The following is a 19073-nucleotide window of genomic DNA, read 5'->3' as shown; positions in this document are numbered from 1 at the left end:
AATTGGACGCCGATCCCCCGACCTACGGGGTCAAAATTCCACGCCGGATCACATCTTCTGGACGAAGCGCTGGAATCCGCTGGGTTCTAACGTCTGGAGGAAGCCGAAGATCGAGCGTTCGTTCTGGCCCAGCCGCCGGGCCGCGACGGTGAGCGTGGCGAGGGCTGCCGGGTGCAGCGGATAGAGGTCGGCCGCGATAGCAGCCACGTCCGCCGGATCGCCGCCAAGCGTGCCGTGCTGGAAAGCTTCTTCAAAGAGCCGGCGCGCGGCATCGCGAACCGGCCGCGTGTGACTTGGATCGGCTTCGAGCGCCCCGGCGACGAGGTGCAGCGTCTGCTCCAAGCTGTCACCGAAGGCGATCTCCTCGTATCGATCGGCCGAGCGGGTCCACTCGGCCTCGATGACGCCGCCCATGGCGGCAACGTATTCCGCGAGACGGTGGTGCAGGACGCCGATGACCGCCAGGGGGGCGCCACCGCGGCCGCCGGCGCGCTCGGCGAGCTGTTGGAATACCGAGGGGTCCTCGGACCGAGGATTTGCGGCGGCATGCTCAACATAGCGGCCCATCTCGTCGACTAGCAGTAGGGTGCGCCGACCGTCAGCCGAGATCGTATCGCGCGAGAGCCGGTCGAGTAGATCGATCGCGGACCGTGCCCTCAGTCCTGGATCCTCGTCCGTACCGGCCTTGGCCGCGCCAGCGGCGATGTCGTCCATGCCGAGCATGCGCGCTTGTTCGCGGACGGCCGCGAGGAGATCCCCCGAGAAGCTGGTCCGCCGTCCACTCATGAAGATCACGGCATGCGGTGCGAACGCCGTACCCTTCGCAAGGCCCGAAGCTTTGGCAATTTCATTGGCCCGCTCGTCGACCGCCGTCAGCAAGCGGCAGAGGAGTAGCGCGAATGAGGACTTGCCGCTTCCATAGGGTCCGGTGATGCGGAAAGCGCGCTGCGTCGATCCTGCATCGAGGCCGTCGACCAGCCGCTCGAGCGCCGAGCGGGCCGACGCCGTCACCACATAGCCGTCCAGTGCCCTCGGATCGGTGAGGTCGCGCGCGACGTCCGTCGAGCGCACGTAGCGGCGCGAGAGGGTGACCCGCAGCCCAATCGGACTTTCCGCCCTGTTCACCACGCCAGCTTCTCCAGTTCCTGGGGCCCCTCGGCCCCCGTGCATACGAGCTCCAGGCCGCCGATGCCGTCGCTCCTCAGCGCCAGCGCCGTGGATCCATCGCAGACCTCCTCAAGCAGCTCGTGCATCGTTGCCTCGTCAAGGCGGAACACCGAGCCGGGCGAAACGCGGTCGAGCATGATAGAGCGCATCGTCAGCGCCCGCGAACCGGGGGCTGCGGCGCGCCAGTGGTCCGCGAGCGCGAACGCGAGAGTCCTCCGGTCCAGGCCGCGTTTGCGTCCGCGGTTCAGACGGATGGTGGGGACGCCCCCTGGCGCCGCGGTCCGCAGTAGGTCCAGCTCCTGGAACGGGGATCCGAGCGTATCCTCAAGCACGGCGGCGCCCCGGTCGGCGGCGGCGTCGTAGGTCCTGACGAGCATTTCGAGGTGGGCTGCCGCGGTGGCAGCGTTGACGGCGCCGCGTGTGCTTGCGGCCGAAGCGACGATCAGGTCCAGCAGCCGCTTACGCGTCACCTCGACGTCAGTGACTGTGAGGAAGGCCGCGCTCCAGGCTCCGAGGCCACCATGGACGGTGATCTGCCAGTGGAGGCGCCAGAGTGCGCCGGCGTCTTCAAGGTAGGGGTCGACGCCTATGTCTGGGTCGAGCAGCCGCCGGCCGAACTCGGTCGGTCGCACCAGACGCCCCTGCGCCTGCGTTATGCCGAAGGCCTCGCCCCAGAACCTCACCGACCTGACCATGTTCTTGCCCAGGCCGAGCGTCAGGATGGCACGTTCGTCATCGGCGAAGATCTCCGGATCGCGGACGACCGCCTCATAGATCTTCGGTAGCCAACCGTAGCGGACAGCAAAGGATTCGTGGCCTGAGAAGACACGGGGGCGGCCCCGTGGGTCCACCTGCTTCTCCGCCTTCTCCATCACCGTCACCATGTCACCCGACTTTCCTCTGTCCGCCGCTTGTAAGCGCGGCCACAGCTTGGCCGATCAGCCGCGCCGCCTCGTCCACCTCGTCTGCTGTGGTTGTCCTGCCGAAGCCGATCCGGATCGTGCTTTCGGAGATGTGCGACGGCGCGATGGCGGTAAGCACATGTGAGATCCCGATCGCGCCCGCGCTGCATGCCGAGCCTGTCGAGATCGCGAGACCGGGCAGGCTCGCCATCAACTCGTCCGCGTCGATCCCTGGAAAGGCTAAGCTCAGATTCTGGGGCACCCGGTGCTCCAGCGAGCCGTTGACGACAACGTCGGGATGCATCGCGCGCACGGCCGTCAGCAACCTGTCGGCGAGCGCCTCCGCATGTCGCGCGTCCTGGATCATCTCTTGAAGCGCGATCTCGCAAGCGGCGCCGAAGCCGACGGCAAGCGCGGTCGCCACGGTCCCAGAGCGGACCCCTCGCTCCTGGCCCCCGCCGGTCACCACCGGCGCGGGGGAACCGTCCCCGCGCCATACGAGCGCGCCGATGCCCTGCGGCCCATAGATCTTGTGTGAGGACAGCCATGCGCCGCGCGCGTCCCACGCGGCGAGGTCGACTGCTATGCGCCCTGCCGCCTGTGAGACGTCCGTGAGCAGCGCCGCTCCGACGAGTCGGCATGCGTCGGCGATCTCCCTCATCGGCTGCACCGTGCCGATCTCGTTGTTGACCGCCATAGCGATGGCGACGTCGCGGCCATCCAGCGCTTCGGCGAACTCGTCTGCGTCGAGCACCCCGTCCGCTCCGATTGGCGCTCCGCTTACCTCGAGTTCGCCTGCCCGAGCGGCGAGCGTCTCGATGACGCAGGCGTGCTCAATGGGGCTGACCAACACGCGCGAGCCGGCGGGTAGTGTGCGGATGGCGATGTTGGCCGCCTCGGTGGCGCCTCCGGTCAGGAAGATTTCGTCCGGTTGGGCACCGATAAGCGCTGCGATCTGGCCGCGGGCGGTCTCGACCGCATCGGCCGCGGCACGTCCGAAAGCGTGCGTCGCATGCGGGTTGGCGGGACGCGACATCCAGGGCAGCATCGCTTCGAGTACGCGCGGATCGGGCGCTGTCGTCGCCTGGTGGTCGAGATAGATCGCCGTCATTGTCCATGCCTCCCGACCGCCAGCTTGAGCTCGTCGGGGAATGCGTCGGCTAGGTCGGCCAGGATTGCGTTCCGCTCAAGCGCTGGAAGGCGCTGCAGCTTCCTGACATGCGATGTCCGACGGCGCCTTAGGGCTTCCCGTTCCCGGAAGTCGATGCCGAGGTGGTCGTAGTCGTGCAGGACGAACGGTGGTGCGAAGTTGGTCCAGACGCGTTCGGCGACCCGTCCTACCTGCGTGCAGTTCGGGTAGTCCGTGATGTGCCATCCGGTCAGTTCGGCGTCGTAGGCCTCGTTCGGATATCCGGTGATCATCACCTCGCAGGTCAGGCCGGTAAGGACATCAAGCAGGCGGAGGTGGTCGTCTGCGGTATAGTCATGGCGGTAGCAGCGCTTGCGGCGTCGGCTTGCCGGCCAGTACGGCGGGTCGCAGAACACCAGTGCGGTCGGTGCCGGCGGATTGGCGACTAAGTAGTCCACGGCATCGCCATGAACGAGTTCGACTGCCGGAACGTCTCGTTCGCGCCAACGCGCGATCACGTTGGCATCAGCGTCTATCCCGATATTCCGCGCCGCGGCGCGCTTGCGCAGCATCACGGCGCCGCCGCCCAGGTGGGTCTCGATGAAGACATCATGCGGCGGCATCAGGTTGATTAGCCTATGGTAGGCCCTTCCTTTTCCACCTGGATACGACATTCATTCTACATCGCAGAAATTCGCGATGAATGCAAATGCTCATCGACTGCCGCTTAGGCACCAGTGGTGCAAGCGCGGCCGATGGCCAAGTCTACGATGACGTCATTCTCATGGCGGTGGCGTCCTGTAGACAATGACCTGAAGATGGCGGCAGTGGAAGCCGATCCGATCTGTGTCGCGCGACACTTAACAAACGTCTGAAATTGGGTGCCGCCTAGAACGGCGGACCGTTTGCTTTTGTGTCATAGCCCGTCTCGAGCGTTGGGCGCTCCGCTAGCCTGCCCGCGCGACCGGAAGCTTGTCCGCCCAAGTCGGGTGCCCCGGCGACTTCATCTCGAACTTCGTCGCCAAGGGTTCTTCATGCAAACGGTGGCTGTCTGCTGCCCCTCAGTTCAGGCGTAGCCACGCCGGGCCGGCTGATACAGGTCCTCGCCGAAGGTCGGCATTTCAATCTCATAAGCGTCGATAAGCGCCCGTATCTCAGGCTTGAACATTGGTTCGCGGAAGATCGAGCCGTTTCCGTAGAGCTTCTGAAACGATAAGCAAAAATCTTCGATCCGCTCTTCAGACAGCGTCGCCTGAAAATTTTCTTCGCTCGGCTGCACGTACTGGCCCCAACCGACGCCGCGTTCCAGCTTAGCGCGAACACGCCGAACGATTGCCTCGGGGGTCACTTCAATTCCGAGGACTGCGAGTTCCCTCGGCGCGTCTTCCACGATCCCGCAAAGCCCTCTCACGCTGAGTGCTTCGACAACGCTCGTCCGGCGCTGCTCGAGGATGCGGGGGGAGATGAGGAAATCATCATCATCGATGCCAGCAAAGTCGGTCATTCGGGGGCCTCTCGGTTAGCCAATCGGGAGTTAAAGCTTGAAATTCGTGATCAGAAGAAGTCATAGGAATTCTTGAGATTTTCGCTTGATGAGCAAGTATTGCTGGCAGCTAGAGCAAGATGGGCCGCTGTAGAGCAATGTTTGCTGAGATTCCAAGTAGGGGCGCGCCGGTCCCTCAGGGCGCCCGAAAATGCTTCGAGAGCTTCAGCCGCTGACCCTGATAGTTCGAGGTCTTCAGCTCGCCATAGAGCGCGGCGGGGCGCTCCAGCATGCGTTCATAGACGAGGCGGCCGACCGTCTGGCCGTGCTCCAGGATGAACGGCACCTCATGGCTCCTGACCTCGAGCACCGCCCGAGCGCCCGCGCCCTTCGCGTCGGCATGGCCGAAGCCGGGGTCGAAGAAGCCAGCGTAGTGGACGCGGAACTCGCCGACCAGCGGGTCGAAGGGCGTCATCTCGGCGGCGTGGTCGGGCGGCACCTGCACGGCCTCGCGGGAGGCGAGAATGTAGAACTGTCCCGGGTCGAGCACGAGGCCCGAGCGGCCGGCCGAGATCGGCTCCCAGAAATCCTCGACTGCCTGGGCGGCGGGCGCGTCGACGTCGACCACGGCGGTGTGGCGCTTCGCCCGCCAGCCGACCGCGCCAGAGCCCTCGCCGATGAGGTCGACCGTCACCGCCACGCCGCCTCGCACGTCGGCCGCATCGTCGTCGACGAGCCGCGCGCGCGCCTGGAGGGAGGCGAGCTCCGCATCGTCGAGTCGGGCTTCGCCGCGGCGCAGGCGCAATTGCGAGAGCCGCGAGCCGGGCCTGACCAGAACCGGAAAGGTTCTCGGCGAGATCTCGGCGAAGAGCGGACCGCGATAGCCCTGCGGAACGACGTCGAAGGCCCGTGCGCCATCGGCGATCACGCGGGTGAACACGTCGAGCCGCCCGGTCGAGCTCTTCGGATTGGTGGCGCCGGCGACGTCGGCCGGCAGGGCGAGCCGCTCCATCAGCGGCGCGATGTAGACGCAGCCGGTTTCGAGCACCGCGCCCTGGCTCAGGTCGATCGTGTGCAGCGTGAGCTCTTCGAGCCGCTCCCGGACCGGTCGTCCAGGGCCCGGGAGGAAGCTCGCGCGCACCCGGTGCACGACCGGCCCGAGCCTGAGGTCCAGGCTCGCCGGCTGAACCTGGTCGGCCGCCGCGGGTTGATCGAGCGCGATGGCGCCCTCGGCGATCATGCGCTCAATCTCCTGGGAGGGCAGGATGCCGCCCTGGGAAGTCGTTCTCGTCACGCCGCCTCTCCGGCCGGGCGTGACGGTTCCGGCTGCCCCGCGCCCGTCGCCGGTTTAGCGATAAGCGCCGTTGACGCCAAGCGCGACCGAGCGTACCCAAGCGGCTCTCCCGTGGTTCTTTGGGCCGGCCGGCTTGCGACCACGTAAAACATGCCCGCTAAAAGGCCGGACGCGCGATCAGCCTTCTTCAACGGCGATCATCGCGGCCCGGTCGACCGAGGTCGTGAACCGATGAGCCGCGCAAGCCTTCCGAAGTCGAGAGACCTGTCCGACGCCACGCGTCTAATCCATGAGGGCGAGGCCCGTTCGGGGTTCGGCGAGATGTCGGAGCCGATCTACGTCACCTCCGGCTACGCCTACGAGACGATGGAGGCGGCCGAGGCCCGGTTCGACGGGCGCGACCCCGGCTACATCTATTCGCGCTTCTCGAACCCGACGGTGACGACCTTCGAGCGTCGCATGATGGCGCTCGAGGGCGCGGAGGCGGCGCGCGCAACGGCGAGCGGCATGGCGGCGGTGACCGCCGCCATGCTTTGCCAGATCAAGGCTGGCGACCACGTGGTCTCGGCCAAGGCGCTGTTCGGCTCGTGCCGCTATGTGGTTGAGGACCTGCTGCCGCGCTTCGGCGTGCCGTCCACTCTGGTCGACGGCGCCGACCTCGACCAGTGGCGGTCGGCGGTCCGGCCCGAGACCAGGGTCTTCTTCCTGGAAAGCCCGACCAATCCGACGCTTGAGGTCTACGACATCGAGGCGATCGCCAAGATCGCGCACGAGGCCGGCGCCCTGCTCGTCGTGGACAACGTGTTCGCGACCCCGGTTCTTCAGAAGCCGCTGAAGTTCGGGGCCGACGTCGTGGTCTATTCCGCGACCAAGCACATCGACGGCCAGGGCCGGACGCTCGGCGGCGTCGTGCTGGGCTCGGAGAAGTTCGTCATGGACCATCTCCACACCTTCATGCGCCAGACCGGCCCCTCGATGTCGCCGTTCAACGCCTGGGTGCTGGCCAAGGGGCTCGAGACGCTTTCGCTCCGCGTCGAGCGCATGCAGGCGAGCGCGGCCAAGGTTGCGGACTTCCTCGCAAGCCACCCCAAGGTGAAGAAGCTTACCTATTGCGGCCGCGACGATCATCCGCAGGCCGCCCTCGTCAAGAAGCAGATGACGGGGGGCGGCACGCTCGCGACCTTCGACATCGGCGGCGCGAAGCCCGAGGCGTTCCGGTTCGGCAACGCGCTCGAGATCGTGAAAATCTCGAACAATCTCGGCGACGCCAAGTCGATCCTGACCCATCCCGCCACGACCACGCATCAGCGCCTCGCGCCCGATGCGCGCGCGGAGCTCGGCATCACCGACGCCACGCTCCGCCTGTCGGTCGGACTCGAGGACGTCGACGATCTGATCGAGGACATCGACACGGCGCTGAAGGCGGTGTGACGGCGACGGCGTTAACGAGCCGTCAACCATCGGCGACATCAGGGGATCCGTCGTCGACAGGCGCGAACCCCTCGCGGTCTCGGGGCAAGCGGCGTTCGCCCCCGACAATGCGGCGGTTCGCCCCCTCGATATCCGCCGCCGGACGAAGACATACGTCACGTCGTCCACGACCAGAGGAGACCACGCCGTGACCTTCCGCGTCTTCCCGACGCGCCAACAGGCCGAAGACGACCGGCCGGCGAGTTTCGGCCGCCGCGAGCAGCAGGACGCCGCGCGTCGACAGCGATCGGCGAAGCGCCTAAAGCGGTTTGAGCTGTCGGCGCTGGCCGTCGGGTCCGGATTGCTCGCGCTCTACGCCATCGGCCTGATCTGATCCGGGCCGGGACTGTCGAGAAGGCGCGCAAATGCGATGTGAAGACCTCGACCACGCGGAGGCTGGCCGGCTGGTCAGTCCTTCGGCGGAACGCAACAAGCAGCCGATCGCCGATCTGCTCGACGCGGTGCTGCCGGGCTCAGGCGAAGTCCTGGAGGTCAGCAGCGGCACGGGCCAGCATGTGGTTCATTTCGCGCACAGGATGCCCCGGCTCGTCTGGCGGCCGACCGAGCGCGACGCCGAGTGCCTGCGCTCCATCGAGGCTTGGCGCGGGTTCGCGGCCCTGCCCAATGTGCGCGCGCCGATCCTTCTGGACGTCCATGACGACGTCTGGCCGGCGCCGCCGCTGGACGCCGTGATCTGCCTCAACATGATCCACATCGCCCCCTGGTCGGCGACCGAGGGCCTGATGCGCGGCGCGGGCAGAATACTGAAGCCTGGCGGGCTGCTCTTCCTCTACGGACCGTTCCAAAGGCACGGCGCTCATACCGCTGAGAGCAATGCCGAATTCGACCGGCAATTGCGAGCCCGGGATCCGAAGTGGGGCGTCCGAAACCTGGAGGAGGTCTCGACCGTTGCGGCGTCCGAAAGGCTCGAACTCGCCGCAATTCATCAGTTGCCGGCGAACAATCTTGGGGTGGTCTTTCGCAAGCAGTGATCGAGTCGGTCGCTTACGCCCTGCCGCGGGCGCTCGCCGCCGGCTTCACCTGCAGGTTCAGCCAGTTGACGAGCTCGGTGCGGCGCACGATCGGGTCGAGCACCGAGGGCGCGACGCCGAGACGCCAGGCCAGGTCCTTGCGGTCGGGGTCGGCGTCGAGCGCCACGAGGTCGGCGACATATTTTGCGGCCTCCTCCGTGTCCCGGAAGAAGCCTTCCTGCATCATGATCGGGGTGTAGCGGGTCAGGATGCCGCCGAGTTCGGTGAAGGTGTATTCGGGATGGAACTGGACGCCCCAGAACACGCCGTTGCCGTAACGGATTTCGGCCGCCTGGACGGCGCAGAGCTCGTTGGTCGCGGTGACGGTCGCGCCCTCGGACGGCAGCGTCGCGACCTCGTCGGAATGGATCGCCGGCGCGTCGAACACCTCGAGCCGGCCGCGATGCAGTTCGTGGCCGCGCCCGGCGTCCGTCAGCCGGATCGAGCGCGCGACGCCGATCTCGCGCCCCTGCGGATTGAGCTTCACCTCGCCGCCGGCCGCCACCGCCGCCACCTGCAGCCCCCAGCAGGAGCCGAAGAACGGCAGGCCGGAATCGAACACCGCGCGGGCGAATTCGACCTGGGCGAGCGACTCGCGCTCGGCCTTCCAGAGGTTGAGGCCCGAACCCGTGATCGCAACGCCGTCATAGCCGGCGAGGTCCTCGCCCGCCGGCAGGTTCGCGCCCTCGTCGGCTGGAAAACAGAGGTCTATCCGGGTCTCGAGCCCGAGCCCCTCCGCAAGGCCGCCCAGCACGTCGGCGTAGAACACGCTCGGGGTCTGGCCCGAGGTCGCGGCGTGGCGCTCGCGCATCGCCGGGGGATTTCCCTCGGCGACGAGCAGTCTCAGCGGCCGCATCGTCAGCCCCGGGCGGCGTCGAGGTCGCCGCGGATCGCCGCACGGAACAGCTGGGCGAAGTCGGGCGCCTTGAGAGGCAGGGGGTTGCCGGCGGTCGACGGATCGCGCTCGGCTTTCTCGGCCATCTCGTCGATCCGCGCCTCGTCGACGCCGAGCTCGGCCAGCGTATCGGCCACATGGAGCTTGGCGCGGAACGCCAGCACCCACTCGATGAAGCCGTCGAAGCCGTCCTCGATGTCGAAAGATTTCGCGAGCCGCGCGAACCGCTCCTCGATCGCGGGTCGGTTGCGGATGAAGACGTAGGGCATCACCACGCCATTCGTCAGGCCGTGATGGGTGTCGTACATCGCGCCGACCGGATGCGACATCGAGTGGATCGCGCCGAGCCCCTTCTGGAAGGCCGCCGCGCCCATGGAGGCGGCCGCCAGCATATTGGCCCGGGCCTCGATGTCGGAGCCGTCCGCCACGGCGCGCGGCAGATAGGTCTTGATCAGCCGGGCGCCGTTGACCGCGATGCCGTCGGCCATCGGGTGGAAGCCCGGCGCGGCGAAGGCCTCGAGGCAGTGCGCGAGCGCGTCGAAGCCGGTCCAGGCGGTCAGCTTGGGCGGCAGGCCGACGGTGAGCTCGGGGTCCGAGACCACGATCGCAGGCAGCATCTTCGGGTGGAAGATGATCTTCTTCTCGTGGGTTTCCTCATTGGTCACGACGGCGGCGCGTCCGACCTCCGAGCCGGTGCCGGCGGTTGTCGGAACCGCGACGATCGGCGCGATCTTCGCGGCGTCGGCGCGCGTCCACCAGTCGCCGACGTCCTCGAAGTCCCAGACAGGCCGGGTCTGCCCGACCATGAAGGCCACGAGCTTGCCGACGTCGAGCCCCGAGCCGCCGCCGAACGCGATCACGCCGTCGGCCTCGTGGGCGCGATAGGCCGCGACGCCGGCCTCGACATTGGCGTTGGTCGGGTTGCCCTTCACGTCCGAGAACAGCGCGACCTTGAGGCCGGCGCCGTCCACGAGGTCGAGGGCGCGCCTGGTAATGTCGGCGTCTTTCAGGCCGGCGTCGGTGACGAGCAGGGGCCGCTTGATCCCCGCGGTTCCGCAGGCCGAGGCTAGGTCGGCGATCCGGCCAGGGCCGAACAGCACGCGGGTGGGATAATTCCAGGCGGAGGTCAGGGAGGTCATCGAGGAAGTCTCTGGTCGGCAGGGCGATCGACGGGTTCGCTGGGAAACGCCTTGTCACCCCCCGGCTTGTCCGGAGGGTCCAGGGCCGACCGCAGCGCTCCACGCCAACGATGGATCCCCCGGACAAGCCGGGGGAATGACGGACGCGTCTTAGGCTAGGCTCAATTCGCCTCCCGCAGGTGGAAGCTCTTTGGCCGGGTGAGCATCTGGAAGCCGATTTCCGACAGCGAGGCGCCGCGGCCGGTGTCCTTGACGCCCGTCCAGGCAAGCGCCGGGTCGAGATAATCGCATCTGTTCATATACACGGTGCCGGTCTCGATCCGGTCGCCGAGCGCCTCGGCGGCCGCTATGTCACGGGTCCAGATGGAGGCCGTGAGGCCGTAGGGGCTGTCATTCATAAGGCCGAGCGCCTCCTCGTCGTCCTTGACCTTCATGATCCCGACGACCGGACCGAAGCTCTCCTCCATCATCACGCGCATGGAATGGTCCACATTCGTCAGGATCTGCGGGGCGAGATACGCGGTTCCTTCCTGATCCGCCGGAAACGCCTTCGGGTCGAGATGAGCCTTGGCCCCGGCCGCGATGGCTTCCGAGGTCTGGGCGCGGACGATCTCGGCGAAGCGCTTATGCGCCATCGGCCCAAGCGTCGTCGCGTCGTCGAGCGGATCGCCGAGGACGTAATTCGATGTCAGCTCCACCGCCCCGTCGACGAAGCGGTCATAGTGCGATTCGTGCACATACACCCGTTCTATGCCGCAGCAGCATTGGCCGGAATTGTAGAAGGCGCCGTCGACGATGTTCTCGATCGCGAAGTCGATGTCCGCGTCGGCGCGCACATAGGCCGGATCCTTGCCGCCGAGCTCGAGGCCAAGGCTCGCGAAGGTGCCGGCGGCCGCTCGCTCAATCGCCCGCCCGCCCGCAACCGAGCCCGTGAAGTTGATGTGGTCGATCGCGCCCGAGCCGATCAGCTTCGCGGACTGGTCGTGGTCGAGCACGACGTTCCGGAACAGGCCGTCCGGCAGCCCTGCTTTGTCCATCGCCTCCTGGAACCGCTCCCCGACCAGGATGGTCTGCGCGGCGTGCTTCAGGAGCACGGCGTTGCCGGCGATCAGCGCCGGCACGATCGAGTTCACCGCGGTCAGGAAAGGGTAGTTCCAGGGCGCGATCACCAGCACTGCGCCAAGCGGCTCGCGGCGGATGAAGCGGCGGAAGCCCGGCTTCTGCTCAGGGACGACGTCGGCCAGCGCAGCCTCGGCGGAGTCCACGCACCAGCGCACGCGCTCCTCGACGCCGCGCATCTCGCCGCCGAAGCGCACCGGGCGGCCCATCTGCTGGGCAAGCTCCGGCACGATCTGCTGGTTGAGGCCGAGCAGCGCGTCGAGGAAGGCGAGCATCCGGGCGCCGCGCTCCTTGAGCGGGACGGCTGCCCATTCGGCTCGGGCGCGCTTGGCGTCAACGAGCGCCGCTTCGATCTCGGCGTCGGAGGTCGTGGGACGCCGGACGAGCTCGGCGCCGTCGATGGGGGAGATGCAGATCTGGTCGGTCATGGAAATCCACTCGTCATCCCGGCCGAGCGAAGCGAGAGCCGGGATCGTTTTCAGAAAGAGGCGCCTCATCCTGCGGACGATTCCGGATCGGCTTCGGCCGTCCGGGATGACGCCTCCCGTTTCGCGCCTCAGATGATCTCGAAATACCTCGCGAGCTCCCAGTCGGTGATCGCCTTGTTGAACTCCCGCTGCTCCCATTCGCGGGTCGCGGCCCAATGCTCCACGAAGGGCTCGCCGAACAGCTCCTTGGCGGGCTTCGATTTCGCGAGCCGGGCCGCGGCCTCGCCCAACGTCCGGGGCAGAGCGCGCTTCGCCGGGTGCTTCTGCGTGTAGGAATTGCCGCTGATCGGAGCGTCGGGCTCGATCTTGTTCTCGACGCCCCAGAGCCCCGAGCCGATCGCCGCGGCGAGCGCGACATAAGGATTGATGTCGGCGGCCGCCACTCGGTACTCGACCCGCTGGCTCTTGGGGCCGCCTTCGATGACGCGCAGCGCGCAGGTGCGGTTCTCGACCCCCCAGGTCGCGTCGGTCGGCGCCCAGAAGCCGGGGATCAGCCGCGAATAGCCGTTGACCGTCGGCGTCACCATCGCGAGGAGCTCAGGCATCAGAGCCTGCTGGCCGCCGATGAACCAGCGCATCGCGTCCGACATCGAGCCGGGCTTCTTCTCGTCGAAAAAGACCGAGCCGCCGTCCTTGCTCTGCAGCGACATGTGCAGGTGACCAGACTGGCCCGGCCAATCGTTCGACCACTTGGCCATGAAGGTCGCCATCAGCCCACGCCGCTGCGCGAGAATCTTGGTCATGGTCTTGAAGAGGGCGCCCCGGTCCGCGGCTTCGAGCGCGTCCGAGACTTCGATCGCGGCCTCCAGCACGCCGGGCCCGGTCTCGGTGTGCAGCCCTTCGACGGGCATGCGCATGTCGGCGCAGAGCTTCAGCAGGTCGGCGTAGAACTCGGAGTGGACGCCCGAACGCAGCACCGAATAGCCGAAGAACCCCGGCGTCATCGGCCGCAGGTTGCGGTACTCCTTCTCGCGGATCGAATGCGGGGTCTCCTCGAACAGGAAGAACTCGAACTCGGTCGCGGCCTTGACCGAAAAGCCCATGCCCGCGGCCCGCTCGAGCACGCGGCGCAGCACGCCGCGCGGACAGACCTCCTCGGCGCGCTCGGCGAACTCGCCCAGCACGAAGATCATGTCGCCCTCGAGCGGCAGGTCCCGCGCGGTCTCCGGCAGCAGCCGCACCGCCGCATCCGGATAGGCGGTGTGCCAGCCGGTGAACGACGTGTTGTCGTAAAGCTGGTCGTTAGAATCCCAGCCCAGCACCACGTCGCAGAACGAAAACCCCTTCTCGAGCGAAGAGGCGAATTTCTCCCGGCTCATATATTTGCCGCGGAGCACGCCGTCGGCGTCCGAGACGCCGACCTTGACGTGGCTCAGCCCGCGCTTGTCGACCAACGCGAGAAGGTCCTTGGCGTTCTTGGGCGGCGTCTTGGACATGAGGCTCCGGCGATCTCTGGTGGCCAACGAGGCGCCCCTCACCCGGCCCTTTGGGTCAACCTCCCCCCCACTCGGGAGAGGTCGGAGGGCTGCGCCCTCCGGGTGAGGGACCCTGGCGTCAATGCGTCTCGTAGGCTTCCGCGCCCTTGGACTGCGCGAACTTCTCCTCGGGGGAGAGCACAAGCTTGTGACGGCCGATCGCCGCGAAGTACACGGTCGCGACCGCAAACCAGACCAGCACCCAGAGCACGCCCTTGGTGAAGTTCGGGTCCTGGATCTGATAGGCGAGCGTCACCACCGCGATCACGATGGTGGCGACCGCGCCGGGCACGCCGAGCGGCGAAACGTAGGGCCGCTCGATGTGGGGCGCGTTCTTCCGGAGCAGGATGAAGGAGACCGCCTGCGCGATGTAGGAGAACATCGCGCCCGACACGGCCATGTTCAGCAGCACCGAGCCGATCGAGGCGCCGGCCTGTTCCGCGCCGAGCGCGAACCAGATGATCAGCATGACGCCCAGGCCGACCATCGCGCCCACAATCATGGCGATGTGGGGCGTCTTGTAAGTCGAGTGGGTGACCGACAGTCCGCGCGGGAAATAGCCCGCTCGCGACAGCGAATAGATCTGGCGGCCCTGCGCATAGATGATGGTGTGGAAGCTCGCGATCAGGCCGGTCAGCGCCACGATGCCGAGGATCGCGACGCCGCTGTCGCCATAGATCGCCCGGAAGCCGTCGAGCAGCGGCTCGAGCGAGGCCGACAGCTTGAACGATCCGACATTGGCGACCGACGGGTTCAGCAGCACGATCATAAAGGCCGACACCATCAGCGTGAACATGCCGAGCATGATGCCCTTCGGCATGTCGCGCTTGGGGTCGATCGACTCCTCGGCCGCGAGCGGAAGTTGCTCGATCGCGAGAAACAGCCAGACCGCGAAGGGCAGGGTGGCGAGCACGCCGGAAATCCCGAACGGGAACAGCGGACCGCCGCCCTCCGGCAGTTCGACCGCCGCGCCGTCGGGGCCGACGCCGATGTTCAGCGCCCAGCGCGAGAAATCCATGTTCGGGACCGCGCTCGCCCAGAAGAACACCAGGACGCCGAGCGAGATCACCGTGACCGTCATGGTCACCTTGAACGAGAGCTCCAACCCGAAGACGTTGAGCCCCACGAAGATGATGTAGAAGGCGATCCAGATCAGCGGGGAATAGGCCGCGTCCAGCCCGAAGATCGAGTTCACATAGCCGGTGATGAACGTCACCACGACCGCCGGCGTGATGACGTATTCGACGTTCTCGCAAAGACCTGTGAAGAAGCCGCCCCAGCGGCCCATCGCGGTGCGGGCGAAGCTGTATGCCGCGCCGGTGTGCGGCAGGGCGGCCGACATCTCGGCGATCGAGAACGTCAGGCCGAGATACATGATCGCGATGATGATCCCGGCGACCAGCATGCCGCCCCAGCCGCCGGTCGCGAACCCGAAGTTCCAGCCGGAGAAATGACCCGAAATGACCGCCCCGACGCCGAGCGCCCAGAGGCTCGCGACGCCTGCGTAACGCGCCAGCCCGCGCTTCGAGAAATAGTCGGCGTCGACTGTCTGGTAGCCCACGCCTCCGTCGCCGCGCTGCGCCATGGGAACCGCCCTTTCCCTGCTAAGCGCCGCTCCGGCGCGCCCCATCGGCGGCGCGTGCTCGCGCCGCCGTCGCTCGCGAGGTCGTGACCTGACCCGCTGCTGGAACGAACGTTCCGTCACGGCGTGAAATCTGTCAATATGGAATGAACAGGCCGAAGGCCGGGCGTCGGGAGAGGGATTCGCATGGGGCCGGAAAGAGCGGGAGCCGCAGCCGGCACGATCGCTCAGGCGCTCGAGAGGATCACGCCCGAGCTCACGCCGCGAGAACGTCGGGCGGCCGACCATCTCGCCGCGCATTACCCGGTTGCAGGCCTTGCTCCCATGGCGCGCTTCGCGAAGAGCGCAGGCGCGAGCTCCCAAACAGTGCTCCGCTTGCTGGCTAAGCTCGAGCTGACGAGCTGGCGCTCGCTGCAAGATCGGCTGCGCGCCGAGCTGGCCGCCGAACGGGTGTCGCCGCTCGGACGCTGGACCGCGCACCGCGCCACGACAGCGGCCGAGGGAGACCGTCTTGCGAGCTTCGGCGCCCAGCTCGCCGCCAATGTCGCGGACGCCTTCCGCGACCTCGACCGCCAGCAATTCGAGGCGACGGCCCGCAGGCTCGCCGATCCGCGCCGGCCCGTGCTCGTGGTGGGAGGACGTTTCACCCAGGTCTTCGCGCGGCTGATGGTCCGCCATCTCGAGATCGTGCGCGCCGACGTCGACGAGATCGGCTCGCTGTCCTCGACCTGGCCGGACCGGCTGATCGACGTCGGGCGGCGGTCGGTGATCGTCGCCTATGACGTCCGGCGCTATCAGAAGGACGTGGTGCGGCTCTGCGCCTTCGCGGCCGAACGGGGAGCGTCGGTGGCGCTGTTCACCGACTCCACGGACGCGCCCGCAGCTCGCCATGCGGACGCGGTCCTGGTCGGCCGCACCGAGAGCGACGGCGCGTGGGATTCGTTCACGAGCCTGCTGGCGCTCACAGAGGCGCTGGTCGGGCGTGTGACCGAGCTCGCCTCGCAGGAGGCGGCCGAGCGCCTGGCGCGGCTCGAGCAGATCCGCGCCAGGGTGTTGGGAGAAGAGTGAGTGAGCCTTCGGCTTACGATGAGAGGCGCTTGCGCTCTTCGCGGCTCAGGCCCGAATTGAGGCGCGTCAGCACGAAGACCGCGAGCGCGACGCCGAAGACGAGCGCGAGGATTTCAACGATGTCCATAGGGTGATGCTCCCGTTCGCGATTGAAGGACGGCGCGATGCGCCAAGCTGCTAAACGGTAGTCTTGCGGCTTCAGCGGCAAAGACAACGCACGCCATGCGGAGATGGTGTGCGGGAGCCTAACGCAACCGCGAGGAGTTTCGGGGCGTGAACGACGCGGTCGTCAGGCGGGAGGCTGAAGCAGCAGGAAGTAGAGCGCGACGCCGGCCGCCACGACGATCGCGGCGACCAGCATGATCCGGCTCATCGAGCGGCCTTCCGCGGGGGCAGCCGCATGCGCGGAGGCCACGACCGCCGGATCGGGCGTGTCGGGCGTCGCGGTCGGGGCGATCGGCGTCGGCGCACCGGGGGGGACCTCGCCGGCCGTGACGAGCGGCGGCGCGTCCACGATCTCGGCGGGGCCGGCCGCCGGCTGCTCGGGCGCGAGCGGCGGGGCGTCGGCGAGCGGCGGCTCGGACGAGGCCTCCTCGGCGGCGGGCAGCCGGCCCTCTTCGGCCAAGGCGGCGAAGCGCGCGAAGAATGTCTCCACGGTCTGCCGCGCGACGCCGGAGACGAGCCGCGAGCCGAGCTGGGCGATCTTGCCCTCGACTTCGGCGGAGCCCGCATAGGCGATGACGGTGGCGCCGTCCTCCTCGGTCAGCGTGACCTCGGCGCGTCCCTCGCCCGATCCCGCCGTGGCGTCGGCCGCCGTCACGGAGATCGCGAACCGCTCCGGCGGCGAGGCGGACTCGACCGACGCGCGGCCGGAAAAGACCGTCTTCAGAGGTCCGATCTTGGCCGCGACGACGCCCTCGAAGGCCTCGCCGGAGCCCCTCTCGAGGCGCTCGCAGCCGGGAACGCACTCCCGAAGGACATCCGGGTCCTTGAGGCCGGCCCAGACGGCGCTCCGCGGAGCGGGGATGCGATGAGACCCGGAGATGTCCATGAGGCGACCGGCTGGAGATGGCGGGGGCGGGGATTTAGGGCGCGCGACGGTCGGGCGCCAAGCGCGGCTTGCGTCGCGGGCGCCGGGACGGCATTGCTGCGCCCGACGATCAGGAGCCGCCCACCATGCCGACCTTCGCCTTCGACCCGCCGCCCCAGGCCGCCGTCGCGATCCGCGGGACGTCGGAGCTGTTCCCTGCGCGACGGGTCTATTGCGTCGGCCGGAACTACGCGGCGCACGCCGTCGAGATGGGACACGACCCGACCCGCGAGCCGCCCTTCTTCTTCATGAAGACGCCCGACGCACTGCTGCCCGACGGCGGCGTCTTTCCCTATCCGCCCGAGACCTCCGACGTGCACCACGAGATCGAGATGGTGGCGGCGCTCCACAAGGGCGGCAGGGACGTGGCCGAGGCCGACGCGCTCGACCTCGTCTTCGGCTATGCGGTCGGCCTCGACTTCACCCGCCGCGACCTGCAGGCCGAGGCCAAGAAGCTCTCCCGGCCCTGGGAGGTCGGCAAGGCCTTCGACCACGCCGCGCCCTGCGGCGCGATCGCCCGCGCCGCCGAGATCGGGCACCCGACCAGGGGCGCGGTCACGCTTGAGGTCAATGGCGAGCGCCGCCAGACCGGCGACCTCGACCAGCTGATCTGGACGCTGCCCGAGATGATCGCGGGCCTGTCGCGCCTGTTCGAGCTCGCGCCCGGCGACCTGATCTTCACCGGCACGCCGTCCGGCGTTGGTCCGGTCAAGCGCGGCGACCGCTTGGAGGGCCGCGTCGAGGGCGTGGGCGCGCTGACCGTCACGGTCGGCTGAGGAACGGAGCATGACACTGGCCGTCTCCGCCCAGCCCACGAATTCGCCCCGCCGCGTCCTGTTCGCGAGCCTGGTCGGCACCACGATCGAGTTCTTCGACTTCTACATCTATGCGACCGCGGCCGTGCTCGTGTTTCCGCGGCTGTTCTTCCCCGGCGCCGACCCCGCGACCGCGACGCTGCAGTCTTTCGCGACCTTCGCCATCGCGTTCTTCGCCCGCCCCGTGGGCGCGGCCCTGTTCGGTCATTTCGGCGACCGGATCGGCCGCAAGGCGACGCTGGTCGCCGCGCTCATGACCATGGGGCTGTCGACCGTCGCGATCGGGCTGCTGCCGACCTACGAGCAGGCGGGCCTGCTCGCGCCTCTGCTGCTGTGCGTCTTCCGCATCGGGCAGGGGCTCGGGCTCGGCGGCGAATGGGGCGGGGCGGTGCTGCTCGCGACCGAGAACGCGCCCCCCGGCAAGGAAGCCTGGTACGGCATGTTCCCGCAGCTCGGCGCGCCGATCGGCTTCCTGTGCTCGACCGGAAGCTTCCTGATCCTGACCGACCTGCTGACCGACGCGCAATTTCTCGCCTGGGGCTGGCGCGTCCCGTTCGTGGCGAGCGCGGCGCTCGTGTTCGTCGGCCTTTGGGTGCGGCTCAAGATCGCCGAGACTCCGGCGTTCCGGAGGGCGATCGAACGGCACGAGCGGGTGCGCGTGCCGATGGCCGAGGTGCTCTCCGCCCATTTCCCGACGCTCGCGATCGCGACCGTCGCGGCGGCCGCCACCTTCGCGATCTTCTATCTGATGACGGTGTTCACGCTCAGCTGGGGCACCTCGACGCTCGGCTACACGCGCGGGGAATTCCTGCCGCTGCAAATGATCGGCGTGCTGTTCCTCGGCGTCTGCATCCCGATCTCGGCGAAGCTCGCCGACCGGTTCGGGCGCGCCGAGACGCTGATCGCCGCGAGCCTCGGCATCGTGG

At 67.9% G+C, this 19073-nt stretch carries 18 protein-coding genes and 1 riboswitch; of the genes, 6 read left to right on the top strand and 12 right to left on the bottom strand.

Going from position 1 to position 19073, the window contains the following annotated elements; all coding sequences use genetic code 11:
• Nucleotides 1–48 precede the first annotated feature (48 nt).
• From EK403_RS19910 to EK403_RS19885, 6 genes are all read right to left on the bottom strand, one after another.
• Nucleotides 49–1128 (bottom strand): hypothetical protein, encoded by a 1080-nt coding sequence (locus EK403_RS19910; RefSeq protein WP_128779205.1) that lies wholly within the window; start codon nucleotides 1126–1128, stop codon nucleotides 49–51.
• Nucleotides 1122–2051, bottom strand: coding sequence for a DUF4007 family protein (locus EK403_RS19905; RefSeq protein WP_128779204.1), 930 nt, complete (start codon nucleotides 2049–2051; stop codon nucleotides 1122–1124). The genes EK403_RS19910 and EK403_RS19905 overlap by 7 nt, the downstream gene beginning before the upstream one ends.
• 1 nt (nucleotide 2052) lies before the next feature.
• Nucleotides 2053–3180 (bottom strand): cysteine desulfurase family protein, encoded by a 1128-nt coding sequence (locus EK403_RS19900; RefSeq protein WP_128779203.1) that lies wholly within the window; start codon nucleotides 3178–3180, stop codon nucleotides 2053–2055.
• The gene (locus tag EK403_RS19895; RefSeq protein ID WP_206659595.1) at nucleotides 3177–3821 is read right to left on the bottom strand and encodes a DNA adenine methylase; all 645 of its coding nucleotides are present in this window, start codon (nucleotides 3819–3821) and stop codon (nucleotides 3177–3179) included. Before EK403_RS19895 ends, EK403_RS19900 begins: the two co-directional genes overlap by 4 nt.
• Nucleotides 3822–4264: 443 nt before the next feature.
• Nucleotides 4265–4702 (bottom strand): hypothetical protein, encoded by a 438-nt coding sequence (locus EK403_RS19890; protein ID WP_128779202.1) that lies wholly within the window; start codon nucleotides 4700–4702, stop codon nucleotides 4265–4267.
• A gap of 175 nt (nucleotides 4703–4877) precedes the next feature.
• Nucleotides 4878–5975: a 2'-deoxycytidine 5'-triphosphate deaminase gene (locus EK403_RS19885; RefSeq protein ID WP_280986771.1), complete on the bottom strand. Its 1098-nt coding sequence runs from the start codon at nucleotides 5973–5975 to the stop codon at nucleotides 4878–4880.
• A gap of 101 nt (nucleotides 5976–6076) precedes the next feature.
• A riboswitch (SAM riboswitch) is annotated at nucleotides 6077–6156 on the top strand.
• A gap of 50 nt (nucleotides 6157–6206) precedes the next feature.
• Between EK403_RS19885 and EK403_RS19880 the strand changes: the two genes are divergently transcribed.
• From EK403_RS19880 to EK403_RS19870, 3 genes are all read left to right on the top strand, one after another.
• The gene (locus EK403_RS19880; protein ID WP_128779201.1) at nucleotides 6207–7406 is read left to right on the top strand and encodes an O-succinylhomoserine sulfhydrylase; all 1200 of its coding nucleotides are present in this window, start codon (nucleotides 6207–6209) and stop codon (nucleotides 7404–7406) included.
• 187 nt (nucleotides 7407–7593) lie between these two features.
• Entirely contained in the window at nucleotides 7594–7779 is a 186-nt protein-coding gene (locus tag EK403_RS19875; RefSeq protein ID WP_128779200.1) for a hypothetical protein, read from the top strand.
• 31 nt (nucleotides 7780–7810) lie between these two features.
• Nucleotides 7811–8437 (top strand): DUF938 domain-containing protein, encoded by a 627-nt coding sequence (locus tag EK403_RS19870; RefSeq protein WP_128779199.1) that lies wholly within the window; start codon nucleotides 7811–7813, stop codon nucleotides 8435–8437.
• Nucleotides 8438–8450: 13 nt separating this feature from the next.
• Here EK403_RS19870 and EK403_RS19865 read toward each other — a convergent pair whose 3' ends face one another.
• The 5 genes from EK403_RS19865 to EK403_RS19845 form a co-directional block, all read right to left on the bottom strand.
• A complete protein-coding gene (locus EK403_RS19865) occupies nucleotides 8451–9332 on the bottom strand; it encodes a type 1 glutamine amidotransferase (RefSeq protein WP_128779198.1) in 882 nt (293 codons plus the stop codon).
• Nucleotides 9333–9334: 2 nt separating this feature from the next.
• Nucleotides 9335–10510 (bottom strand): iron-containing alcohol dehydrogenase, encoded by a 1176-nt coding sequence (locus EK403_RS19860; RefSeq protein WP_128779197.1) that lies wholly within the window; start codon nucleotides 10508–10510, stop codon nucleotides 9335–9337.
• A gap of 161 nt (nucleotides 10511–10671) precedes the next feature.
• Nucleotides 10672–12057 carry an aldehyde dehydrogenase family protein gene (locus tag EK403_RS19855; protein ID WP_128779196.1) on the bottom strand — a complete coding sequence of 462 codons (1386 nt, stop codon included), beginning with the start codon at nucleotides 12055–12057 and terminating at the stop codon, nucleotides 10672–10674.
• A 128-nt stretch (nucleotides 12058–12185) separates the two neighbouring features.
• Nucleotides 12186–13553: a glutamine synthetase family protein gene (locus EK403_RS19850; protein ID WP_128779195.1), complete on the bottom strand. Its 1368-nt coding sequence runs from the start codon at nucleotides 13551–13553 to the stop codon at nucleotides 12186–12188.
• Between the two features lie 118 nt (nucleotides 13554–13671).
• Nucleotides 13672–15177, bottom strand: a complete 1506-nt coding sequence (locus tag EK403_RS19845) for an amino acid permease (RefSeq protein WP_128779194.1) — start codon at nucleotides 15175–15177, stop codon at nucleotides 13672–13674.
• Between the two features lie 183 nt (nucleotides 15178–15360).
• Here EK403_RS19845 and EK403_RS19840 point away from each other — a divergent pair, with 183 nt between their 5' ends.
• Nucleotides 15361–16242: a MurR/RpiR family transcriptional regulator gene (locus EK403_RS19840; protein WP_128779193.1), complete on the top strand. Its 882-nt coding sequence runs from the start codon at nucleotides 15361–15363 to the stop codon at nucleotides 16240–16242.
• A 289-nt stretch (nucleotides 16243–16531) separates the two neighbouring features.
• Here the strand turns inward: EK403_RS19840 and EK403_RS19835 are convergent, their stop codons facing one another.
• The gene (locus EK403_RS19835; RefSeq protein WP_128779192.1) at nucleotides 16532–17293 is read right to left on the bottom strand and encodes an SRPBCC family protein; all 762 of its coding nucleotides are present in this window, start codon (nucleotides 17291–17293) and stop codon (nucleotides 16532–16534) included.
• 125 nt (nucleotides 17294–17418) lie between these two features.
• Here EK403_RS19835 and EK403_RS19830 point away from each other — a divergent pair, with 125 nt between their 5' ends.
• Together EK403_RS19830 and EK403_RS19825 are read left to right on the top strand one after the other, a co-directional pair.
• On the top strand, nucleotides 17419–18108 hold the full coding sequence (locus tag EK403_RS19830) for a fumarylacetoacetate hydrolase family protein (RefSeq protein ID WP_128779191.1): 690 nt from the start codon (nucleotides 17419–17421) through the stop codon (nucleotides 18106–18108).
• A 10-nt stretch (nucleotides 18109–18118) separates the two neighbouring features.
• Nucleotides 18119–19073: MFS transporter (locus EK403_RS19825; RefSeq protein WP_245479810.1), on the top strand; the 955-nt coding region annotated here is incomplete at its 3' end.

Source organism: Hansschlegelia zhihuaiae (assembly GCF_004103825.1).
Classification (GTDB): Bacteria; Pseudomonadota; Alphaproteobacteria; order Rhizobiales; family Methylopilaceae; genus Methylopila; species Methylopila zhihuaiae.
This window is presented reverse-complemented; position numbering and strand designations above follow the sequence as displayed.

Excerpts from the sequence above, each read along its gene's own strand:
- EK403_RS19850 (WP_128779195.1), bottom strand. The coding sequence starts at position 13,553 with ATGTCCAAGACGCCGCCCAAGAACGCCAAGGACCTTCTCGCGTTGGTC.
- EK403_RS19905 (WP_128779204.1), bottom strand. The coding sequence starts at position 2,051 with ATGGTGACGGTGATGGAGAAGGCGGAGAAGCAGGTGGACCCACGGGGC.
- EK403_RS19865 (WP_128779198.1), bottom strand. The coding sequence starts at position 9,332 with ATGCGGCCGCTGAGACTGCTCGTCGCCGAGGGAAATCCCCCGGCGATG.
- EK403_RS19830 (WP_128779191.1), top strand. The coding sequence starts at position 17,419 with ATGCCGACCTTCGCCTTCGACCCGCCGCCCCAGGCCGCCGTCGCGATC.
- EK403_RS19900 (WP_128779203.1), bottom strand. The coding sequence starts at position 3,180 with ATGACGGCGATCTATCTCGACCACCAGGCGACGACAGCGCCCGATCCG.
- EK403_RS19860 (WP_128779197.1), bottom strand. The coding sequence starts at position 10,510 with ATGACCTCCCTGACCTCCGCCTGGAATTATCCCACCCGCGTGCTGTTC.
- EK403_RS19840 (WP_128779193.1), top strand. The coding sequence starts at position 15,361 with ATGGGGCCGGAAAGAGCGGGAGCCGCAGCCGGCACGATCGCTCAGGCG.
- EK403_RS19880 (WP_128779201.1), top strand. The coding sequence starts at position 6,207 with ATGAGCCGCGCAAGCCTTCCGAAGTCGAGAGACCTGTCCGACGCCACG.
- EK403_RS19855 (WP_128779196.1), bottom strand. The coding sequence starts at position 12,057 with ATGACCGACCAGATCTGCATCTCCCCCATCGACGGCGCCGAGCTCGTC.
- EK403_RS19845 (WP_128779194.1), bottom strand. The coding sequence starts at position 15,177 with ATGGCGCAGCGCGGCGACGGAGGCGTGGGCTACCAGACAGTCGACGCC.
- EK403_RS19835 (WP_128779192.1), bottom strand. The coding sequence starts at position 17,293 with ATGGACATCTCCGGGTCTCATCGCATCCCCGCTCCGCGGAGCGCCGTC.
- EK403_RS19870 (WP_128779199.1), top strand. The coding sequence starts at position 7,811 with ATGCGATGTGAAGACCTCGACCACGCGGAGGCTGGCCGGCTGGTCAGT.
- EK403_RS19890 (WP_128779202.1), bottom strand. The coding sequence starts at position 4,702 with ATGACCGACTTTGCTGGCATCGATGATGATGATTTCCTCATCTCCCCC.
- EK403_RS19895 (WP_206659595.1), bottom strand. The coding sequence starts at position 3,821 with ATGCCGCCGCATGATGTCTTCATCGAGACCCACCTGGGCGGCGGCGCC.